The sequence below is a fragment of the Streptomyces sp. NPDC000075 genome (assembly GCF_040301925.1).
GTDB lineage: Bacteria > Actinomycetota > Actinomycetes > Streptomycetales > Streptomycetaceae > Streptomyces > Streptomyces polychromogenes.
In genome coordinates this window covers 361,084-375,088 of sequence record NZ_JBEPFL010000003.1, presented here as the reverse complement: position 1 = coordinate 375,088, position 14,005 = coordinate 361,084, and the positions used below count along the sequence as shown (strand labels likewise).

General features: G+C 70.0%; 13 protein-coding genes and 1 tRNA gene. 8 read left to right on the top strand and 6 right to left on the bottom strand.

Translation table 11 applies throughout. The features are described 5' to 3' along the window. The first annotated feature begins 232 nt into the window (after positions 1-232). On the top strand, positions 233-736 hold the full coding sequence (locus ABT403_RS05945) for a sugar transferase (protein WP_344159837.1): 504 nt from the start codon (positions 233-235) through the stop codon (positions 734-736). Between the two features lie 110 nt (positions 737-846). After that, positions 847-3,771, top strand: a complete 2,925-nt coding sequence (locus ABT403_RS05940) for a heterodisulfide reductase-related iron-sulfur binding cluster (RefSeq protein ID WP_344159840.1) — start codon at positions 847-849, stop codon at positions 3,769-3,771. Positions 3,772-3,852: 81 nt separating this feature from the next. Here the strand turns inward: ABT403_RS05940 and ABT403_RS05935 are convergent, their stop codons facing one another. Continuing rightward, positions 3,853-4,839, bottom strand: a complete 987-nt coding sequence (locus tag ABT403_RS05935) for a hypothetical protein (protein ID WP_344159843.1) — start codon at positions 4,837-4,839, stop codon at positions 3,853-3,855. Between the two features lie 278 nt (positions 4,840-5,117). Between ABT403_RS05935 and ABT403_RS05930 the strand changes: the two genes are divergently transcribed. Beyond that, entirely contained in the window at positions 5,118-6,044 is a 927-nt protein-coding gene (locus ABT403_RS05930; protein WP_344159846.1) for a Yip1 family protein, read from the top strand. 75 nt (positions 6,045-6,119) lie between these two features. Here ABT403_RS05930 and ABT403_RS05925 read toward each other — a convergent pair whose 3' ends face one another. Together ABT403_RS05925 and dcd are read right to left on the bottom strand one after the other, a co-directional pair. Beyond that, the gene (locus ABT403_RS05925) at positions 6,120-6,617 is read right to left on the bottom strand and encodes a phosphoribosyltransferase (RefSeq protein ID WP_344159849.1); all 498 of its coding nucleotides are present in this window, start codon (positions 6,615-6,617) and stop codon (positions 6,120-6,122) included. Continuing rightward, on the bottom strand, positions 6,614-7,201 hold the full coding sequence (gene dcd, locus ABT403_RS05920) for a dCTP deaminase (protein WP_007265045.1): 588 nt from the start codon (positions 7,199-7,201) through the stop codon (positions 6,614-6,616). The genes ABT403_RS05925 and dcd overlap by 4 nt, the downstream gene beginning before the upstream one ends. 470 nt (positions 7,202-7,671) lie before the next feature. Here dcd and ABT403_RS05915 point away from each other — a divergent pair. From ABT403_RS05915 to ABT403_RS05905, 3 genes are all read left to right on the top strand, one after another. Next, positions 7,672-7,742, top strand: a tRNA-Gly gene (locus ABT403_RS05915). Positions 7,743-8,200: 458 nt separating this feature from the next. After that, the gene (locus tag ABT403_RS05910; protein WP_344159855.1) at positions 8,201-8,548 is read left to right on the top strand and encodes a hypothetical protein; all 348 of its coding nucleotides are present in this window, start codon (positions 8,201-8,203) and stop codon (positions 8,546-8,548) included. Positions 8,549-8,581: 33 nt separating this feature from the next. Further along, on the top strand, positions 8,582-9,055 hold the full coding sequence (locus tag ABT403_RS05905) for a hypothetical protein (RefSeq protein ID WP_344159858.1): 474 nt from the start codon (positions 8,582-8,584) through the stop codon (positions 9,053-9,055). 160 nt (positions 9,056-9,215) lie between these two features. Here the strand turns inward: ABT403_RS05905 and ABT403_RS05900 are convergent, their stop codons facing one another. The 3 genes from ABT403_RS05900 to ABT403_RS05890 form a co-directional block, all read right to left on the bottom strand. Next, complete coding sequence (locus ABT403_RS05900; protein ID WP_344159861.1) at positions 9,216-10,373, bottom strand: tyrosine-type recombinase/integrase; 1,158 nt, start codon at positions 10,371-10,373, stop codon at positions 9,216-9,218. Then, complete coding sequence (locus ABT403_RS05895; protein ID WP_344159864.1) at positions 10,373-10,591, bottom strand: excisionase family DNA-binding protein; 219 nt, start codon at positions 10,589-10,591, stop codon at positions 10,373-10,375. Before ABT403_RS05895 ends, ABT403_RS05900 begins: the two co-directional genes overlap by 1 nt. 217 nt (positions 10,592-10,808) lie before the next feature. Beyond that, entirely contained in the window at positions 10,809-11,093 is a 285-nt protein-coding gene (locus tag ABT403_RS05890; protein WP_344159867.1) for a helix-turn-helix domain-containing protein, read from the bottom strand. 273 nt (positions 11,094-11,366) lie between these two features. On the opposite strand from ABT403_RS05890, the gene ABT403_RS05885 reads away from it, so the two are divergent. Next, positions 11,367-12,629 (top strand): DUF3631 domain-containing protein, encoded by a 1,263-nt coding sequence (locus ABT403_RS05885; RefSeq protein ID WP_344159870.1) that lies wholly within the window; start codon positions 11,367-11,369, stop codon positions 12,627-12,629. 438 nt (positions 12,630-13,067) lie between these two features. Then, complete coding sequence (locus ABT403_RS05880; protein WP_344159873.1) at positions 13,068-13,904, top strand: DUF2637 domain-containing protein; 837 nt, start codon at positions 13,068-13,070, stop codon at positions 13,902-13,904. Positions 13,905-14,005: the final 101 nt, after the last annotated feature.

Sequence of the window (14,005 nt, the reverse complement as noted above, 5' to 3'; positions counted from 1 at the left end):
TGGGGCGGAGCCCCAGCGGCGGCGCCGCAGCCGAACGGGTTCCCGGCACGGGCTGCGGCCGCGCGGCGCACCGGGGGCGGGGCCGGGGTCCGGCAGCGTTCCCGGCATGCCCCTGATGCCGCCCCTGCCCGCCCGGCTCACCCGGCTCACCCGGCTCGCCCCGACCGCCCGGCGTCCGGCATGGCCACGGCCGCTCCGGCTACGGCTACGGCTACGGCCACCCCGGCTCCGGATGCACTGGCCGGCCAGGCCCCCGGCCAAGCGGGTCTGCGACCTGATCGGCGCGGTCCCCCTGGCGCTGCTGTACGCCGTCCCGCTCCTGCTGGCGGCCGCCGCGCTGTACGGCACCACGCGCGCGGGCGTCCTCGTACGGGAGCCCGCGCTCGGCCTGGCCGGCCGCCCCTTCCGCACCTGGCGGCTGCGCACCGACGGCGCCGGGCGCCCCGGCGCATGGGTGCGGCGGTGCGCCCTCGACGCGCTGCCACAGCTGCTCAACGTGCTGCGCGGGGAGATGTCGCTGGTCGGGCCGCGCCCCGAGAGCCGTACGGACCACCCCGAACGCCTGCTCGTACGTCCCGGAATGACCGGATTGTGGCAGGTCAGCGAGCGTTCCGACCTCCCCTGGGAGGAGATGGCCCTGCTGGACCGGCACTATGTGGAGAGCCATTGGCTGGGGACGGACCTCGCGATCCTCGCGAAGACCCCTCGGGCAGCCTTCCAACACAGGCGTGCCTGAGCGACACAGATCACCGCTCACTCACCTACAGTGCGGCGCGGGAAATGGGTAACCTCAAGCCTTGACTCAATAAGTTACCGCTTAGTAAGTCCCGCCCGAGGAGCCCTCCCATGCAACTCGCCGCGATCATCGTGTCGCTGGTCCTGTCTGTGGTCGGCGTCGCGCTGCTCGCCCGAGCCGTGGCGCAGATCTACCGGTTCGTGAAACTCGGCCAGCCCGTACCGGCGGGCAGCCGCACCGACCGTCCGAAGGAACGGACGATCACCCTGGTCAGGGAGTTCCTGGGCCACACCCGGATGAACCGCTGGGGCATCGTCGGCTTCGCGCACTGGTTCGTCGCGATCGGCTTCCTGACGCTGCCGCCGACCCTGGTGCAGGCCTTCGGCCAGCTCTTCCAGGCGGACTGGCTGCTGCCGATCGTCGGCGACTGGCTGCCCTTCGAGCTCTACACCGAGTTCATCGGCGTGATGACGGTCCTCGGCATCGCCGTCCTGATGGTGATCCGCCTGCTCAACCTTCCCTCGCGCGCCGGTCGCAAGTCCCGCTTCGCGGGCTCGAAGGCCTGGCAGGCGTACTTCGTCGAGTGGGTCATCCTCACCATCGGCGTCGCGATCCTGTGCCTGCGCGGCCTGGAAGGCGCGATCCACGGCGTGGAGTCGTACGAGCCCGCGTACTTCGCCTCGTACCCCCTGGTCCTGGCCTTCAAGGGGCTCGGCGCCGCCGGCATGCAGAACGCGATCTACTTCACCGCGATGGTCAAGATCAGCGTTTCCTTCATCTGGATGATCACGGTCTCGCTCAACACCAACATGGGTGTGGCCTGGCACCGCTTCCTCGGCTTCCCGAACATCTGGTTCAAGCGGAACGCCGACGGCGCGACGGCGCTCGGCGCCCTCCAGCCGATGACGAGCGGCGGCAAGGAGATCGACTTCGAGGACCCGGGCGAGGACGACGTCTTCGGCGTCTCCCAGGTCGAGCAGTTCTCCTGGAAGGGCATCCTCGACTTCTCCACCTGCACCGAGTGCGGCCGCTGCCAGTCGCAGTGCCCCGCCTGGAACACGGGCAAGCCCCTCTCCCCCAAGCTCCTCATCATGTCGCTGCGCGACCACGCGCACGCCAAGGCCCCCTACCTGCTCGCGGGTGGCGGCAAGACGATGGAGGGCGAGGAGAAGGCCTCCGCCGAGCAGCTCGCCGGCGTCCCGGCCACCGCCCTCGCGGAGGCGGAGCGCCCGCTGATCGGCACCGCCGAGGAGAACGGCGTCATCGACCCGGACGTGCTGTGGTCCTGCACCACCTGCGGTGCGTGCGTGGAGCAGTGCCCGGTCGACATCGAGCACATCGACCACATCGTCGACATGCGCCGCTACCAGGTGATGATCGAGAGCGCGTTCCCGTCGGAGGCGGGCACGATGCTCAAGAACCTGGAGAAGAAGGGCAACCCCTGGGGCCTGGCCAAGAAGCAGCGCGTGGAGTGGACGAAGGAGGTCGACTTCGAGGTCCCGATCATCGGGAAGGACGCGGAGGACCTCTCCGAGTTCGACTACCTGTACTGGGTCGGCTGCGCAGGCGCCCTGGAGGACCGCGCGAAGAAGACCACGAAGGCCTTCGCCGAGCTGCTGAACATCGCGGGCGTCAAGTTCGCGATCATGGGCGGCGAGGAGAAGTGCACGGGTGACTCCCCGCGCCGCCTGGGCAACGAGCCGCTGTTCCAGCAGCTGGGCCAGGAGAACGTCGCGATGCTGAACATGGCGTTCGGCGAGGACGACGAGGACGAGTCGACGAAGAAGCCGAAGTCGGCGAAGCGGATCGTCTCGACCTGCCCGCACTGCTTCAACACCATCGCGAACGAGTACCCGCAGCTGGGCGGCGAGTACGAGGTCATCCACCACACGCAGCTGCTCCAGCACCTGATCGACGAGGGCCGGCTGACGCCGGTGACGCCGGTCGAGGGCCTGATCACGTACCACGACCCGTGCTACCTGGGCCGTCACAACAAGGTCTACACGCCGCCCCGCGAGATCATGTCCGCCGTCCCGGGCCTGCGCCAGCAGGAGATGCACCGCCACAAGGAGCGCGGCTTCTGCTGTGGCGCGGGTGGCGCGCGGATGTGGATGGAGGAGCGGATCGGCAAGCGCATCAACAACGAGCGCGTGGACGAGGCCCTGTCCCTGAACCCGGACATCGTCTCGACGGCCTGCCCGTTCTGCCTGGTGATGCTGACGGACTCGGTCAACGGCAAGAAGAACGACGGCCAGGCGAAGGAATCCGTCCAGGTCGTGGACGTGGCCCAGCTCCTCCTGGAGTCGGTGAAGGCCCCGGAACCGACGGAGGAGGAACTGGCGGCGGCAGCGGCCGAGGCGGAAGCCGCGGCGAAGGCGGAGGCGGAGGCGAAGGCCGCCGTTGAGGCGAAGGCCAAGGCGGAGGCGGAAGCCAAGGCCAAGGCGGAGGCGGAAGCCAAGGCGGAGGCGGAAGCGAAGGTCAAGGCGGACGCTGAAGCGGAGGCTGCCGCTGAGGCGAAGCCCGAGGCCGAGGCAGCCGAAGAGGCGGAGGTCACGGAGGCGGAGGCGGAGGCGGAGGCGGAGCCGGACGCTGACGCCAAGGCCGACACTGAGGCGAAGACCGAGGCTGCGGCTGACGCGAAGCCTGACGCTGACGCGAAGGCCGACACCGAGGCGAAGACCGAGGCTGCGGCCGGTGCCGAGGCGGACTCCCAGGCCGAGCCGGAGGCCACGACCGAGGCCAAGACCGACACGAACGCCAAGGCCGACGCCGACGCCAAGGCCGACGCCGACGCCAAGGCCGACGCCAAGGCCGAGGCCAAGACCGACGCGGACGCCGCCTCCGAGGCCGGCACCGAGTCGGAGGCCGTCGCCGGCGCCGAGGTGGCCGCTGAGGTGGAGGCGAAGCCCGAGGCCGCCGAGGCTGTGGTGAAGGACGAGCCGGCCGCCGAGGAGCCGAAGGCGGAGGCTGACGCCGACGCCGCGAAGGCCCCGGCCAAGCCGGAGTCCGAGGCCAAGGCCGACGGCGCCAAGTAGGACGCCTACGGCACGACGGAAGCGGCCGGTCCCCTTCAGGGGGCCGGCCGCTTCCGTACGTCCGGGGGGCGAAAACCCCGGTCAGCCGCGAGGACGGTCCCGCAGGACCGCGAAGCCCAGCCCCGCCGCGCCGATCGCGGCCATCCCCCCACCCGCCGCGAGCAGCACCGGCGTATCCGCCTTCGGCGCGTCGGCGACCCCCTCCGCCCCGGCCTTCACCCCGCCCTTCGGAACGACCCGCCCCCGCTTCCCGGCCTCGTACCGCTCGATCAGCTTCCCGGTGGCGAAGTCGTACACCCAGCTGTCCCCGCCGCCCTTGCCGTCGATGACGACGAACTTCACCCGCTCCCCGTCCCGGACCAGCTTGTACGTCCAGCCGTCGTTCACGACGCTCGGGTTCTTCAGGTCGATCGTGCCGAGCACGTTCCCGTTCGGCATGGAGATCTCGACCCGCTTGTTCTTCGGTCCGCCGTCGATCAGCTTCGCGATCCGCCCGTCCGGCATGGTGATCCGGACCGGGGCGCCCTTACGGCCCTCGTCCTTGCGCTCCGGCTTGGTGTCCGGCTTCGTGTCCGGCTTCGGCTTCGGCTTGCCGCCGCCCTCGACCCACGAGGTGACGGTGCCGTTCGGCTGGAGGACGACGTGCAGCCCGTTGTTCTGCCCGTACGCCGGCTTGCCGCCCTTGCTGACCAGGGTGTCCAGCTTCGTGCCACCGGCGAGGACGTCCGCCTCGAAGTGGTCGGGGCCGAGCTTGTAGACCTTCGCGACCGACCCGTCGGCCAGCTTCACGGTGGTGACGTACACCCGCTTCCCCACCGACGGCTTCGGATCCACCGAGGGCTTCGGATCAACGGACGGCTTCGGATCCACCGACGGCTTCGGATCCACGGACGGCTCCGGATCCACCGACGGCTCCGGGTCCACCGCGGGCCGCTCCACCCCCGGCAGGACCTGCGGCTCCGGCCCCTCCGGCGAGTCCGCGAAGGCGGAGCCCACGGGCAGCGCCAGTACGGCGGCGGCGCCGGTCAGGACGACGGCGGTACGGAGGACGGGGGTGGTGCGGCGCATGGCGGGGCTCTTTCCTTGCTCGGGAGACACTCACTTGCCCTGCTCGTCGAGGACGCTTCCGAAGCTACGAGCCCCGTCCATCGGCATTCCGTCGGCAAGGTAACGAACACCCGCAAAAACCCCGGCAGCCCGGTAAATCCCCTAAACCAGCCAAACGGCGCATACGACCCATACACCCCACCCCCACTCCCCCTAGGGGATGTCACAGCTCAGCCGCAAAGGCCCCGTTTCCACCGGCTCGGCCACGACCACCCTCGGGAGCGGGTACTTTCGATCACGTGGCTGGATTCAGGATCGGACGGGGCCGGGACGACAACCGCCCCCCGCAACAACCCCCGCACATGCCCCGGCAGCAGCCGTACGGCCAGCAGCAGGCGCCCCAGGCGCAGGCGCCGTACGGCCATCAGCCGTACCCGCCCGCGGGCGGCCCGCCGCCCCAGCAGCACTGGCCCCAGGCGGGCGGCGGCGCGGGCGGCGGTCACGGGGAGCCGGAGTACTTCGACCCCTACGGCGGCGGCCACCACCAGCAGCCGCACGCGCACGCCCCGCACGAGCCCGCGTACGCCGACAACCCGGGCCACACCCAGGCCTTCTCCCTCGGCGAGGACCCGTACGGCCAGGCCGCGACCTACCACGCGGGCCCCGCGGCCGGCGCCCCGGCCGGGCCGCGCCTGCACTGGAAGGACCTGCTGCGCGGCATCGTGCTGCGGCCCGGGCCGACCTTCCTCCAGATGCGCGACTACGCCGTCTGGGGTCCCGCGCTCATCGTGACCTTCGTCTACGGCATGCTCGCCGTCTTCGGCTTCGACAAGGCCCGTGAGGACGCGATCAAGGCGACCCTCACCCAGGTCATCCCGATCGTCCTGAGCACCGGCGTGGCCTTCGTCGTCTGCGGCCTGATCCTGGGCGCGGTCACCCACACCCTGGCCCGCCAGCTCGGCGGCGACGGGGCCTGGCAGCCGACCGTGGGCCTGTCGATGCTGGTCATGTCCATCACGGACGCGCCGCGCCTGCTGGTGGCGGTGTTCCTGAGCGGCGACAACATGGTCGTGCAGATCCTGGGCTGGCTGACCTGGCTGGCGGCCGGCGCGCTGTTCACCTCGATGGTCAGCAAGTCGCACGACCTGCCCTGGCAGAAGGCGCTGGGCGCGTCCGCGATCCAGCTGGTCGCACTGCTGTCGATGATCAAGCTCGGCATGCTCTGACCGGGCGAACCCCCGGACACGGGAAGGGGCCCGTCGCGCACCGAGCGCGACGGGCCCCTCCTCGTGTTCCGGGTCTCAGGCGTCGAGGATCTGGCCCTCGCGCTTGACGACCGGCGGCTCCGTCGACCACGGGAACTCGATCCAGTCGTCGGTCTTCTTCCACACGTACTCGCACTTCACGAGCGAGTGCGACTTCTCGTAGATCACCGCGGAACGCACCTCGGCGACGTGGCCGAGGCAGAAGTCGTGGACGAGCTTGAGCGTCTTCCCGGTGTCGGCCACGTCATCGGCGATGAGGACCTTCTTGTCGGTGAAGTCGATCGCCTCGGGCACGGGCGCCAGCATGACCGGCATCTCCAGCGTGGTGCCCACGCCGGTGTAGAACTCGACGTTCACGAGGTGGATGTTCTTGCAGTCCAGCGCGTAGGCCAGACCGCCGGCGACGAACACCCCGCCCCGGGCGATGCTGAGGATGATGTCCGGCTCGTACCCGTCGGCGGCGATGGTCTGCGCCAGCTCGCGGACGGCGCTGCCGAACGCCTCGTAGGTCAGGGTCTCGCGTACGTCGCTCATGCCTCGTGCCTCACCTGGGTGCGGTGGAAGTTCTGGAAGGAGCGCGAGGCGGTCGGCCCGCGCTGCCCCTGGTACCTGGAGCCGTACCGCTCGCTGCCGTACGGGAACTCCGCGGGCGAGCTGAGGCGGAACATGCACAGCTGCCCGATCTTCATGCCCGGCCAGAGCTTGATCGGCAGGGTGGCGAGGTTCGACAGCTCCAGGGTCACGTGGCCCGAGAACCCGGGGTCGATGAACCCGGCCGTCGAATGCGTCACCAGGCCCAGGCGGCCCAGGCTGGACTTCCCCTCCAGTCTGGAGGCGATGTCCTCGGGGAGCGAGATGACCTCGTACGTCGACGCCAGGACGAACTCACCCGGATGCAGGATGAACGCCTCGTCCCCCTCGGGCTCGACCATGCGGGTCAGGTCGGGCTGCTCGATGGCGGGGTCGATGTGCGCGTAGCGGTGGTTCTCGAAGACCCGGAAGAACCGGTCGAGGCGTACGTCGATGCTGGAGGGCTGCACCATCGACTCGTCGAAGGGGTCAATGCGAACCCGTCCGCTGTCGATCTCGGCCCGGATGTCTTTGTCGGAGAGAAGCACGTCCCGAGGATACGCAGAGCGCACGGGCCGCCCCCAATCGAGAGCGGGCCCGCGCGCCCCTGAAGCCGCCTGGGACGGCCCTACCGCTTGACGCCGCCCACGGGCACCGCGTGCCTCAGCCGCGCGCACCGCGGGCACCGCAGCAGCCGCCCGGGTCCGATCCGGCCGGCACCGAGGTGCTGCAGCGGGAAGGAGGCGGTGCTGAAAACGTGCCCTTCGGCACAACGGACGACTGTGCGCTCCATCGAGTCCCTTTCCCCAACGAGCCGTACTGCGATGAATCGCCACATTAGGGGATGAACAAGACCCACTCCAGCCGCCGCTCCGCACCCCAAAGGTACGCCCCAACTCCCGCACCCGTGACGCCTGGTGCCCCACCCGGAAGCAGGCGACTCCACGGGCGGATTCACCGGGGGTCGATCATGGGGTACAGTGTGCAACGGTAGGGATCCAGGCAACTGGACCACTCTGCGGATGTAGTTTAATGGTAGAACATGAGCTTCCCAAGCTTATAGCGCGGGTTCGATTCCCGTCATCCGCTCTTCAACGAAGGCCCAGGTCAGCGACCTGGGCCTTCGTCGTTGTCTAGACCTCTCAGCCCCTGTCGTGCCCTCCGCGTGCCCCAACTCGCAGGAATGCCCTGTCCGGAGGCCCGCGAGAGCACCACATGCACCACACACGCGGGTCGCGATACCGCATCGCGAGACACCCTTCACATGACCTGCGTCACACCTCGGCCTCATGGTGTGAATTTGCCTTCTCGAAGAAGCAGTTGACCAGCACCACGGACCCCAGGCCGACGATCTCCACGCAAGCGCGGCGGGCACAGCGTGCGGCCGTCGGCTGACGGGTGGGTACCGCGCTGACCCGTCCGGGTGCGAGGGAACGATTCGGCTCGTGGCGGTACGGACGGGGCGGAGGCGGTGTGCGGAAGGGTGACCTCCGCATCCTGTCGGGCGGCCGGGACCCAGCCGCCACCCCTCTCCCTGAAGGACCTCCATGCGCATGCGCAACACCGGCGTCGCCGCCCTCGGCGCCCTGGCCCTGCTGGTGACCGTCCCCACGCCGGCTGCGGCCGCCACCGGCGAATTCGAGTACAGGTACACGGCCCCCGACGGCACTGCTGCCTACGCCGTGCTCACGGACCCCAAGGACGACGAGTGCATCGACATCCCGGAGGTCAAGGACATCGAGTCCACGAAGCCGGCGAACTGGTTCTACAACCGCACGGACAGAAGCGTGTTCGTCTATCCCGAGCCGGAATGCGGAGGCGACTACAACGACTACGGCCCCGGCAAGAAGCAGGACGGCTTCGAGTTCCGCTCGGTCAGCTTCACCGCACACTGACCGTCCCCTCCCCCCGCAATCCCAGGAGCTCTCATGCGCACCGCCACCCGCGCCCTGCCCGCCACTCTCCTCGCCCTCACGCTGACCGGGGCCCTCGGCGGAGTAGCCACCGCGCCCGCCCAAGCCGCCGCACCCGCACCCTGCGGCACCAAGGTGTCCGACTACACCGGCCCGCTGATCGCGGACACCGCCTTCACCGGCAAGATCAGCTTGGCCCAGGACGGGCTGCCGGACCGGGACATCACCATCACGCCCGTCAACCCGAACTCGACGCTGGTGAACATCGAGATCAAGATCTCCCCGACCGAGGTCACCTCCGCCACCGGCAACTTCACCCTCCGCGTGAACCCGATCAACCAGGGCGGCATCACCTTCCCCACCTACGCCGGACCGGTCGGCCAGACCACCTCCGTGGCCTGCAACCTCACCAGCCGCGTCGTCTCCATGACCGGCAAGATCAGCACCACCGGCATCAAGGGCGAGCGGGTCTTCACCGTCAACCGCTGACCCGCCCGGCGCTCCGCCCCGCTCCCTCGCCCGCTCGGCCCCAAAGCGCCCTGCGGGCGGGGCGGCGAGGATCACGCTCCGGCCGCCGTGGGGCTGATGGGGGCGGCCGGGACCAGGCAAATGCGGCGGAGAGACTCGTTCCCGCCCGTCGGCGTAGTAGTCAGGCTTCCCGTGCGAGTCGAGCCCTTGGCGCCACGCCTGCCCTTTCCCGGGCCGCGCGAACCCGCGCGTCGATGCCTCCTGCGACCTCCTGCTGGCGTTCGTCGTCGGAGTGCTGGTAGATCATCGCGGCCTTCTCCGAGGACTGGCCGGCGCGGACCATCGTGTCCTTCAGCGTGGCCCCCGACTGCGTCGACAGGGTGTGGCCCGTGTGGCGCAGGTCGTAGAAGCGGAAGTCCCTCGGCAGGCCGACCTTCGCGCGGGCCTTGGCCCACTTCCGGCCGAAGGTCGTGCGCCTGAACGGCGCCCCCTTCTCCCCCACGAACAGCAGCCCGTCGGGCTCCTTCTCGGCGAACCAGTCCAGGTGCCGCTTGACCTCCATGTATAGGAAGGCCGGCAGGTGGATCGTGCGGACACCCGCCGCCGACTTGGTGTCGCCCTCGACACGGCGGCCGGTGTTCAGCTCTGGAGCGGCCTCGGTGATCCGTACCGCGAGGGGGTCCAGGGTGACGGAGGTCCGGCGCAGGGCGGCCTGCTCTTCCGGGCGCATGGGCCCGTAGGCGCAGAAGTAGACCATCAGCCGCCAGCGCGGGCCCATGGCTTCGGCGAGGGCGTCGACCTGGGCGACGGTCGCGGTCGAGCGCTCCTTGGCCTGCTCGCTGCCCGCGCCCCTGATGCGGCACGGGTTGCGGCGGATCAGCTCGTCGTCGGTCGCCGTCTCCATGATGGCCTTCAGCAGCCGGTAGGACTTGGCGACGGTCGTGCTGCCGGTGGCGGCCAGGCGTTCGGCCCGCCAGGTCCGCACGGCGGGCGGGGTGATCTCGTCCAGGTCGAGGTCACCGAAGCCGGGAAGGACGTGGAGGCGCAGGAGGCGGCGGTACAGCTCATCCGTGGTGGCGGCGAGCCCTCGCTCGTCGACCCACTTCAGCGCGTACTCCTCGAAGTTGACCTTCCCCACGTCCGGGTCGGTCCAGTGGTTGCGCTGGATGTCCGCCTTCGTGAGGGTGAGCCAGTCCTGCGCCTCGGTCTTCGTCTCGAAGGTCTCCGGGGCCGCACGGCGGCTGCCGTCGGGCGCCCAGTACCGCACCTGCCAACGGCCTGACGGCAGCTGGCGAGTGGTGCCGAACTCGCGCCGCCGCTGCGGCTTGCGGGCCGCCATCAGGCCGCCTTCCGGAAGCGGGACCGCGCTTCGCGGAGGGTGGGGACGGTGCTCGCGTCGATGTACGCGGTCAGGACGCTCTCGGCGATGCGGACGTGCTTGCCCACCTTCACGTAGCGGATGCGCCGCTCGGAGATGAGCCGACGGATGAAACGCACGCCGGTACCGAGGCGTTCCGCGACCTCATCGACGGCGAGGAGACGATCGCCAGAATTCACCTCCTTCCATACGTAGGCCTCACCGGCGGTTCCAATTCCAATCTTCGTGCCCACCCCTTCAGGGGTGGGGGTTTTCCGGGCAGGGGTTATCGGCGATCGACGCAAGGGTGTCCTCTCGTGAAATGGGCATGGCTATGGCAGGGATTGGAGCGGCAGGCGCACCGACTGCACTCAATGGTCTGGAGAATCCCCGGTTTGGGAAACCGGGGATCGTCGCCTATATTGCGCCCAGCCCGGCCGCCTGGAGGTGTGCCGACGAGCTCCCGAGGAGCGCCTGAGGAGGCGTTCCGAGGGCTGCTGCAATGGCGACGAGGTCGTCGACATCGCAGCGGCGGACGGTGCGCTCGATGCGGGAGAGCGCGGTGAAGGTCATGGGCCGGCCAAGGGCGCGGACGCGGGCAGCGAGCTGGCGCTGGGAGTAGCCCCTGGCAACACGGGTGCGCTCGATGGCGCGGGCAGCAGACCGGCCTGCTGGGCCGATTTCAAGAGATCGCGGTGGCATTGGTGTGTTGTAACTTCCGCCGCGGCCCGATGGGAACCCTTTTCCTGTCTGCCGTGAGCGATGCACCTGTCGTCTGCTGCGATTTCGGCAACCGGGATTCTCGCCCTACCGTAATGGGGCCGGAAACGTTTTCAGGAGTGTTAGAGCTATCTCTGGACTTCTGGGCCCGGGGTGTGGCTGTGTTGTCCACGCACCCCGGCCACGCCGGATTTCCCTGCCCAGTTTCCGAGAGGTGACCGCTAGCGCGGCACCAACGAAGGAGCCGCCCCCTTGATGCCCAATACCCCCGACCCCGCGACGGCCCCGACGAAGGCGGTATGGCCGGCGGTGGCCGTCCCCGGCCAGCCCGGCGCCCCCCACAGCATCCCGGAGGCTGCGGGTGCCGAACCGAAGGCTTCGCCATCACGGCCCGCCTCCGCTGCGATCGGTCCCCGTACGCAGGGCGATCAGGTGCTGGCCGACCTGGCGGCGCAGATCGAGCGGTACGTGGTGCTGCCCAGCCCGGAGGCCGTCACTGCGGTGACGCTGTGGGTGGCGGCCACGCACCTCCAGACGGTCTGGCAGCACGCCCCGCGCCTGGCGGTGGTCGGTCCGGCGAAGCGGTGCGGGAAGTCCCGCCTGCTGGACGTGATCACCGAGACCGTCCACGACCCGCTGATCACCGTGAACGCCTCAGCAGCGGCGATCTTCCGGTCGATCGGCGAGGCGGATCCGCCGACCCTGCTGGTGGACGAGGTCGACACGATCTTCGGCTCGGCGAAGGTCGCGGAGAAGAACGAGGAGCTTCGTGGCCTGCTCAACGCAGGCTTCCAGAAGAGCCGTTACACGCTGCGCGTCGCCGGACCGAACCACGAGGTGGTCCGCTTCCACACCTTCGCGATGGCCGCCCTCGCCGGCATCGGCGATCTGCCCGACACGATCATGGACCGGTCCGTGGTCATGCGGATGCGTCGCCGCCGGAACGGAGAGAAGGTCTCGGAGTTCCGCGCCTTCCGCGACACCCCCGCCCTGCACGCTGTACGCGACCAGCTCGCCGCGTGGCTGCGCCCGCGCGGCAAGGAGGCGATCGGGCTGATGCCCGTCCCCATGCCGGTGGAGGACCGGGCCGCGGACACCTGGGAGCCGCTGGTCATCGTCGCCGACCTCGCCGGAGGCGACTGGCCCGAGCGGGCCCGCACCGCGTGCCGGGCGATGACCGCACACGAGGCCGCACTCGACCAAGACAACTCGCTGCACACCCGGATCCTGGTCGACATCCGCCGCGTCTTCGCCGCCTGCGACAACGCGGCGGCCCTGCCCACCAGGACCCTCCTCGCCATGCTCAACCGCGACGAGGAAGCACCGTGGGCCGGCCTCGGCACCCAGGGCGTGTGCCCGCGTCGCCTGCAGATCCTGCTGAAGCCCTACGACATCAACTCCTCCACGCGCCGCTTCCCCGACGGGACCCAGGCCAAGGGCTTCACCCGCGCCCAGTTCATGGACGCCTGGGACCGGTACTGCCCGCCCGAAGCCCCACCCGAGCCATCCGGGGCCTGACCCGCCCCAACCCGTCCCACCCGTCCCACAAGCTGGCCGATCCACACCTACAACGCCGCACCCACCGGCCACAGTCCCGCCCCGAGGCCCCAAGCGCGCCCAGGGCCCTGACCCCCACCGACCCGTACCACTCGTATCAGCGCAGGTCAGAGCGGGGACGAGTCGTAAAGGCGGGACGGGTCCACCCGTACCTACACCCGCGCACAGGCCTTCGCCCCCGCCGGGACTCCCGCTGCCTCACCCGACCCTCCTGCACCCGTCCCACCCGTACCGGACGAGGTCAGCGCAGGGACCCATCTGGGCAGCCGGGACGAGTCCGACCCGTACCAGCACACCACCCGTACCTGCTCTGACCAGGCACGGGACGAGTGGGACGAGTCCCGGCCCACCACGGCCACCCCCACCCATCGCCGCCGCACCACCCTGGGAGCACCGCGCTTGACCTCGCCCGCCTTCTCCTTCTCCCCCGCCTCCTCCCCGGCTCGGCCCAGCCTGGCCGTGGCGATCCGTACCGGGGTCGCACTCATGGCGCTCGGCGCGTTCGCCCTGTCATACGACGCCCTGCGTCAGATGGCCGCGGCCAGCCATGTCCACCCAGCCCTCACGTACGTCTTCCCGCTGCTCGTCGACGGCTTCATCGCCCTGGGAATCGGCGCGCTCCTCGTCCTGCACGCCGGACCCCTCCGCGCCCGCCTCTACGTGGCCTCGCTCGTGGCCCTCGCCACCGCCACGAGCATCTGGGCCAACGTGCTCCACGCGATCCGCCTCAACCAGCAGGCCCGCCACAGCGGACTCCCGTTGGACGACATCACCGTGGGCGCCATCTCCGCCATCGCTCCGCTCGCGCTGGCAGGCGCCGTCCACTTCTACCTGCTCGTCCAGCGCCAACCCGCCACCCGCCACAACACCGCAGCCGCCGAAGCCGCCACGCGCCACAAGCCTCAGGCCGTGCCCGAACCTCACCGGGAGCCGGCGGCCGAGGCTGCTGCGCCGAAGCCAGTGGAAGCCAGCCAAGACGTGGCCGAGCCCACGCGGAAACAAGAGGCGGCAATCGACACCCCGCCCAACGGCATGGGACGCAAGCCCAGCGCCACCTTGGAGCAGGCCGTCGAGATAGGCCGCACAGCGCAGCGCGGACGCGGCGGACACGCCTCCCGCCGCCACATCGAGGACGCCATCCGCAGCAAGGGCTTCACCATCAACAAGGACCTTGCCGAGGAGGCCAAGGACATCCTCCAGACCGAACTGAACGGGCGCCCCGCCTCCGTGCAGTGAGCCGCCTCGGCCCACCCACACCGGTACCTCGGGTGGGTCGGCAACCTCCCCTTCACTCCGCCCGCTGAGGCCCCCCACCCGCCCGTAACGAGAGGCCAGAC

Excerpts from the sequence above, each read along its gene's own strand:
- ABT403_RS05890 (WP_344159867.1), bottom strand. The coding sequence starts at position 11,093 with ATGCCACCGCGATCTCTTGAAATCGGCCCAGCAGGCCGGTCTGCTGCC.
- ABT403_RS05945 (WP_344159837.1), top strand. The coding sequence starts at position 233 with ATGCACTGGCCGGCCAGGCCCCCGGCCAAGCGGGTCTGCGACCTGATC.
- ABT403_RS05910 (WP_344159855.1), top strand. The coding sequence starts at position 8,201 with ATGCGCATGCGCAACACCGGCGTCGCCGCCCTCGGCGCCCTGGCCCTG.
- ABT403_RS05885 (WP_344159870.1), top strand. The coding sequence starts at position 11,367 with ATGCCCAATACCCCCGACCCCGCGACGGCCCCGACGAAGGCGGTATGG.
- ABT403_RS05905 (WP_344159858.1), top strand. The coding sequence starts at position 8,582 with ATGCGCACCGCCACCCGCGCCCTGCCCGCCACTCTCCTCGCCCTCACG.
- ABT403_RS05900 (WP_344159861.1), bottom strand. The coding sequence starts at position 10,373 with ATGGCGGCCCGCAAGCCGCAGCGGCGGCGCGAGTTCGGCACCACTCGC.
- ABT403_RS05940 (WP_344159840.1), top strand. The coding sequence starts at position 847 with ATGCAACTCGCCGCGATCATCGTGTCGCTGGTCCTGTCTGTGGTCGGC.
- ABT403_RS05935 (WP_344159843.1), bottom strand. The coding sequence starts at position 4,839 with ATGCGCCGCACCACCCCCGTCCTCCGTACCGCCGTCGTCCTGACCGGC.
- ABT403_RS05925 (WP_344159849.1), bottom strand. The coding sequence starts at position 6,617 with ATGAGCGACGTACGCGAGACCCTGACCTACGAGGCGTTCGGCAGCGCC.